Genomic DNA, 5,602 nt, shown 5'->3' on the forward strand with positions numbered 1-5,602 from the left:
TTTTTTTTCCGGAAGTATCTTTGTCTGTTGTGGATTTAGTAGTGTATTTGTGTCAGAATTGCGCAGCCGGGGGAATGGGGGCGAGCCCCCATACTAGATAAACTAGAAAGTTTCGTGGTAAATGCTTTTTGACTTGTTATATGTAGGTTTTTTGAATGATGTTTGGCGGTTTGGAATGAATTACCTACTTTTGGGCTGAGAAAAAACGAAAGCCCGAAGGCAGTAACCAACGGGCTTTGTATTTTAAGAATTAGCAATCGTTTGTGTTCGTTCTTGGCGGGGCGGATACCAAACGAAAGCCACATCAAAATTTCATATGTGCAAAGATAGAACAAATATAACCAACTGCAAAGAAAGTCCGTTAAAAAACGGTTCTGATAGTCTTAAAAAAAAGGCTAAAGTAAAAATCATATCCCATAATTTTACTCGAAAACTTTCGGAAAAGAATCCGGATAGTAAGCTGATGAAAGCATATATGGATGCCCATGTGTGTTCAAATGTTTATACTGTGCAGGGAGGTAAGGCGCATTCCCATTATTGTCATCGGGCTTTTTGTCCTATTTGTCAGCGTATTCAAACGGCACAAAATGTAAAGAAGTTCCTTCCGGTTATGAAGTATTTGGCTTCGGAAGGCAGAGAGTTTTATTTTGTGACGCTTACCTTGCAAAATTGTGTAACCGATGATGCAAGGGTATTGCGAGATTTCATGCGTAGATGTAACCGGATGTGGGCTGATGGTATAAGGACGAAACACAAGTTTCGTTCACTTGGTATTTCGGGGGTGATTAAGAAGGAGTGTACCTATCATGTAGTAAAAAAGGATTTGTTTTCGTTCCATTATCATTTTCATATTATTGTTGATTCATTGGAAGCTGCAAAATATGTAGTAGCCCAATGGAAGAAATTGCATGGTAGTACGGTTGCTGATGCCCGTTTTCAGAAATATAAGAAGATAGAGGATTTTGAAAATGCAGCGATAGAGGTTTTTAAGTACGCTTCAAAGGCTTCTGTCTCAAAATCGAAAGGTCGTGACGGTAAAAAAAAGATTCAGATAAATTATAAGGCTTTGGATATGATTTATACTGCCATGCATGGGATGCAGCGCATGAGTAGTTTCGGACAGTTCCGCACCATGATCGGAGATGAAGCGTTGAATGATTTTAGAGATGAGGATTTGGTTCTTAATATTGAGGGATTGAATGTTGAAGATGGTTGTTATACTTGGTATATGTCTGTGAAAGATAAGGTGGCTGATTGGTATAATATGGAAACTGGGGAGGCATTGTGTTGTTATAAGGTCACCCGGAAGGATGAACTTTTGCAGGATATTTATTTAGATGAGGATATTTTTCCTAATAGTGGGTAGTTGTTAGTTTGTTGTATTGTTTTCTTGGTATGGTGTGAGTTCTATGTATTCTCTATTCATGAAAGGATCGCCAAATTTTCCACTTCTGTCATAGAAGGAAAATTTGTTTTTAGTTAGCTCGTCTATGTCCCAGTAATGTTCTCCACCAAAATAAATGGTACTGAAACTTGGATCACCGAATGACCATTGTCCGTAGATATTGGCTTCTTTTTTATTTCCTTGTTTGTCGATTTCTATATTTGTACGGGTATATGTTCCGTTTTTATTGAATTTGTATGTACCTTGCCAGACACTGCCGTTTTCGTCTGTTGTTTTTTTACCAGCCCATGTAATATCACAAATTAATGAGATTATGCTTTCTTCTCCATGGTTGTAGTATCCTTGTTTTTCAACACATCCGGTGTTTGAAATAAGAAAAAGTGATACTGTTGAAATAAGTAAAGAGATATGTATTATTCTATTCATAGTTAAATATTTAATATTCAATGCAAAAATAGGAGAAATTTTATATTTTTGGGCGAAACCTTTATTTATTAACTTTAAAAAAGGAGGATTTATGAAAAAAGTAATGTTTATGTTCATCAGTCTACTGACTGTTTTGGGTGTTTGTTCGTGTAATGATAATGAAGTAATAGAACCTGTGGTTAGTGATTCTGTATCTGATATGGAGGTCTTATCTCGTTTTGTTGATGTAAATGAGATTACAAATGAATACTATTTCAATGAGAATAAGAAAACGAGGGCGTTGTCTTATGTAACAGGTTCGGATTGGCAGGATTTAGAAAAAGTTAGTCCTTTGAGTATTGAGAAATATAAGAATAACCTGCAGGTTTTAAATGCTCAAGTGGCAAGTGCTATTTCAAATCCTAATACCGCTTATGTTGTTTTTTCTGTAAATGGAAAGACTTTGGTTAAAAAGGTGAAGGAGGATGCTAATTTTGATTTTTCAGTATTTAGGGATGTTGTAACGGAAACGAGGGCTGTTCTCCCTTCTTTGAGTATTAATGGAGGTTCTCAAAGCACTACCGGAGTTTTTTACGATTCCAGTCGTACTTTAAAGATGCAAGTTGATTTGAATGCTTCAATACAGAATAATTATTATTTCTTTGAAGTATTAAATCCTAATGCTAAACCAAGTCCGGATGATAATATAACGACACCTGAAAGTGTTGCTTTTAGTGGAACTGGACCGTTATGGAGTAACACTTTCACTTGGACTTCGTATTGGGATGCAAATGTACCTGGTCAAGGTTTTAAATGGGAGTTTAAAGGAAAAGGTACTACTCCTTCTTTTGGTTTTATAGCTAATTGCACCTTTAGTCGTTAAAAAATGAACGGGATTTAATTTGAATTGCACTTCTCAAAAAAGAGAAGTGCAATTCTTTTTAGTGTCTTTCTATCGGTGTAGCCAGTTACCGTTATCTAAAGTCTTTTGTAGTGTATTCCAAAGTTCTTTAAGAAAGTTTTTAAAGTGGATGTTATTTAGCCAAATTGTAGTAATACCATTCTGACTTTTGGAGATATCTATTTTCACGTTTTTAACTTGGTATGATTTTCTCTTGTCTTTATCGTAAAGGTTTCCAGTGTAGTATATTTCCTTTCCAATAAGAAGTTGTCGGATATCTTTATTTTGTATTCCCATAGTTTGGAGTTCCTCTATATTTTCCTGTGCATTTTCCATTTCCGGAAAAAGGTTGGTTATGGGTTTTAGTTTGGATGCTTCTGCCTTTATCTGTCTGTCGGTTGTTTCCTGTACCCTTCGCATCTCGATGTTGTTGGTTCTTAATTGTCCTTCTAAATTTTGATTCTTGAATGAGAGGTTATAATTTTCTTTTTTGAGGGTTTCAATTTCTTTGGCTTGTCGTTTTACTTCCCCTACATTAAAGACGCTTGTAACGGCATTAAATACGGTTTTTCCGGCTTTTGCGGCAGCTTCTTTGGCTTCGTTGATGTGTATGTCGGTTTTCATGCTGTTTAGCTCTTTTTGTGCCGTACTAAGTTCCTTTTGGACTGTGGTGATTTTCTCGGTTCCGGCAGTGTATGCCCTGTTTAGTTGCTCGATGTCTTTTTGAAGTTGTTCAGCTTTCTCTGTTTCCATTTTGTTTTTGTATTGCATGGCCGACAAGTGTTTCTTGTCTGAAGAAACTCCACGTTCCATGTTGAGACACTCTGCTGTTATAGTCTGCATCTCCGCCATGTCGTGTCTGTTCAGCTTTACAGTTTTTCCTGTATGGCCGTCCGTCCAGTCAAAGATCATGTGCGCATGATAGTTCGGTTTCCATGCTTCTTCCTTTCCGTCCCATACGTTTGCGCCTTCATCCTTATGGGTGTAGATTTGGAAGGCGTGCACTCCAAAGCGTTCTTCCAGTTTTTCGGCCAAGTCTTGAAGCTGCTGGATTGTGGTTTCCTCGCTGATTACTATTACCCCTTCCCGGATTGGGGTAGCTTTCTTCTGTAATCCTTGTCCGGTGGCTTCCTTGTATTTTTCCGTTATGTCCCGGTGTACTTCGGCAATGGAACATTCTACCCACTGTTCGTTGCGGTGTGTGAGTTCCGGACGGATGTAGTCGAGCTCCTTGCTTCTTAAGTTGTGACGTTCCGAGCTGCCTATATTGCAGGCTTCCACTCTGATACATGTCTTTGCCATATCTTTAGGTTTTAGGTGTGTATGTCTGTTTAGAAGATGTGGCGTGAAACGTCACATCGCACGGGGTCGAGGGGACACCCCTCGCACACAACCCCTTTAGGGGTTATAGTGTGCTATAACCTTTTGCAAAGGTAAGCCTTCCGGACGGGATTTGCAAGCGCTCTGCCATGTGTTCCGGATGTGCTTGGGAACAGAAGCCGGACAAAAGGGAAAAGGACACAAGGCACAATAAAAAATCATCGGTCGGGGAGCGCTGCACGGCAAGGGGGTGCACCAACACTCCCGACGAGTGCAGCCATTGACAGGGTTCTCGGTGAAAATGGAAAAAAGTTGTTTTTCCTTTTGTTATTGTTATAACTTTACATATATTTGTATCGTGATAATCAATTATAAAGTTATAACATTATGGTAACGAATATTATTCAGATTGGAAACAGCAAGGGGATAATACTTCCTTCCGAAGTATTGAAACAGTTGCGTTTGTCCTTGAAATCGGCTGTGAGCATTTCTTTGGACGGGAACAATATTGTGATAAAGGCACAACCACGGCAGGGATGGGCGGAAGCTGCCAAACGTGCCCATGAGAATGGGGATGATGAGTTGCTTATCCCTGATGTGTTTGAGGATGAAAAGTTTGAGGATTGGACATGGTAGAACAGTATGAAGTGTATTGGGTAGAGTTAGACCCTACCCGTGGGGGTGAAATGGCAAAGACACGGCCATGTGTAGTTGTCACTCCTTCAGATTTGAATATGTACCTTACAACAGTAGTCATTGTTCCGATAACCTCAACGATAAGAAATTATCCTTACCGGGTTCTGTGTTCTGTAGCCGGGCGTGAAGGAGAGATAGCCACTGATCAAATTCGCACGGTGGATAAAAGCCGGCTGAAAAGAAAGATTGGAGATTTGAATTTCAGTGAGATAAAAAGGTTACGTGAAGTGTTTCAGCAAATGTTCTGTGAATAATGGAAAGTACGGAAAGAAAAATGCAAATAAGACATTATGAAACCAACTGACTACATCGAATGGGATAACCTGAAGGATATTCCATTCTTCCTCTGTCAAGTAGTCGAGGACAGAGAAAAACAAGATTTGGATATTTACTATTTGGGCAAACGTGTCTTGCACGATTACGACCATGTGGGGCACTATTTGCGGACTGCCGTTATCTTGTTCCGCAGGGTAAAGAGCCGCACAGCAGACTGGGTAAACCTGCGTAACCTTTGGACGCTGCGCAACTGTGTGCGTGAGAACTACAATCACGGCATAGGAATGAACGACCTTATTTTTGGGGAGAATTTCGATGGAGATAATCTCGATACGCTTACACCACTTACAAAGAAACGCTTTGATTTTTTGTGTAAGCGGATTAAGGAACTTGACCCATATGCAACTATTTAACACTCCATTGAGTGAAGGCAGGGTTTGTCTTTGTGTGCTCCCCCTTTGGGGGACGGGAGGGGGATAAGAAAAAAAATACCACCGGAGATGTCGGATATCCGTCAATTCACTCCGGTGTTTTTTTTGCAACTCTCCCGTATCGCTCGGCAAGGGTTGTCTTTGTGTACGGCAAAGATAGTTTTTTTT

7 protein-coding genes are annotated in these 5,602 nt (G+C 39.6%); 5 read left to right on the forward strand and 2 right to left on the reverse strand.

Features of this window, described 5'->3' with window-relative positions; genetic code table 11:
• Nucleotides 1-316 precede the first annotated feature (316 nt).
• Nucleotides 317-1,366, forward strand: coding sequence for a protein rep (locus DWZ03_RS19650; RefSeq protein ID WP_005799258.1), 1,050 nt, complete (start codon nt 317-319; stop codon nt 1,364-1,366).
• 3 nt (nt 1,367-1,369) lie between these two features.
• On the opposite strand, the gene DWZ03_RS19655 is transcribed toward DWZ03_RS19650, so the two are convergent.
• Nucleotides 1,370-1,831, reverse strand: coding sequence for a hypothetical protein (locus DWZ03_RS19655; RefSeq protein WP_005812785.1), 462 nt, complete (start codon nt 1,829-1,831; stop codon nt 1,370-1,372).
• Between the two features lie 91 nt (nt 1,832-1,922).
• Between DWZ03_RS19655 and DWZ03_RS20080 the strand changes: the two genes are divergently transcribed.
• Nucleotides 1,923-2,693 (forward strand): hypothetical protein, encoded by a 771-nt coding sequence (locus tag DWZ03_RS20080; RefSeq protein ID WP_005799241.1) that lies wholly within the window; start codon nt 1,923-1,925, stop codon nt 2,691-2,693.
• A 69-nt stretch (nt 2,694-2,762) separates the two neighbouring features.
• Here DWZ03_RS20080 and DWZ03_RS19665 read toward each other — a convergent pair whose 3' ends face one another.
• Nucleotides 2,763-4,013, reverse strand: coding sequence for an NBU/pMV158-type mobilization protein (locus tag DWZ03_RS19665; RefSeq protein WP_005799237.1), 1,251 nt, complete (start codon nt 4,011-4,013; stop codon nt 2,763-2,765).
• Between the two features lie 405 nt (nt 4,014-4,418).
• On the opposite strand from DWZ03_RS19665, the gene DWZ03_RS19670 reads away from it, so the two are divergent.
• The 3 genes from DWZ03_RS19670 to DWZ03_RS19680 are packed head-to-tail and all read left to right on the forward strand — an operon-like array spanning nt 4,419 to nt 5,416.
• Nucleotides 4,419-4,667 (forward strand): AbrB/MazE/SpoVT family DNA-binding domain-containing protein, encoded by a 249-nt coding sequence (locus tag DWZ03_RS19670; RefSeq protein WP_005812783.1) that lies wholly within the window; start codon nt 4,419-4,421, stop codon nt 4,665-4,667.
• On the forward strand, nt 4,661-4,981 hold the full coding sequence (locus DWZ03_RS19675) for a type II toxin-antitoxin system PemK/MazF family toxin (protein ID WP_005799262.1): 321 nt from the start codon (nt 4,661-4,663) through the stop codon (nt 4,979-4,981). Before DWZ03_RS19670 ends, DWZ03_RS19675 begins: the two co-directional genes overlap by 7 nt.
• Before the next feature lie 36 nt (nt 4,982-5,017).
• A complete protein-coding gene (locus tag DWZ03_RS19680; protein WP_005799260.1) occupies nt 5,018-5,416 on the forward strand; it encodes a hypothetical protein in 399 nt (132 codons plus the stop codon).
• Nucleotides 5,417-5,602 lie beyond the last annotated feature (186 nt).

The organism is Bacteroides sp. AF29-11 (assembly GCF_003602895.1).
In the GTDB taxonomy this organism is placed as follows: Bacteria; Bacteroidota; Bacteroidia; order Bacteroidales; family Bacteroidaceae; genus Bacteroides; species Bacteroides uniformis.

Bases quoted from the DNA above. Each gene is read 5' to 3' on its own strand.
- DWZ03_RS19650 (WP_005799258.1), top strand. From the start codon at position 317: ATGTGCAAAGATAGAACAAATATAACCAACTGCAAAGAAAGTCCGTTA.
- DWZ03_RS19655 (WP_005812785.1), bottom strand. From the start codon at position 1,831: ATGAATAGAATAATACATATCTCTTTACTTATTTCAACAGTATCACTT.
- DWZ03_RS20080 (WP_005799241.1), top strand. From the start codon at position 1,923: ATGAAAAAAGTAATGTTTATGTTCATCAGTCTACTGACTGTTTTGGGT.
- DWZ03_RS19665 (WP_005799237.1), bottom strand. From the start codon at position 4,013: ATGGCAAAGACATGTATCAGAGTGGAAGCCTGCAATATAGGCAGCTCG.
- DWZ03_RS19670 (WP_005812783.1), top strand. From the start codon at position 4,419: ATGGTAACGAATATTATTCAGATTGGAAACAGCAAGGGGATAATACTT.
- DWZ03_RS19675 (WP_005799262.1), top strand. From the start codon at position 4,661: ATGGTAGAACAGTATGAAGTGTATTGGGTAGAGTTAGACCCTACCCGT.
- DWZ03_RS19680 (WP_005799260.1), top strand. From the start codon at position 5,018: ATGAAACCAACTGACTACATCGAATGGGATAACCTGAAGGATATTCCA.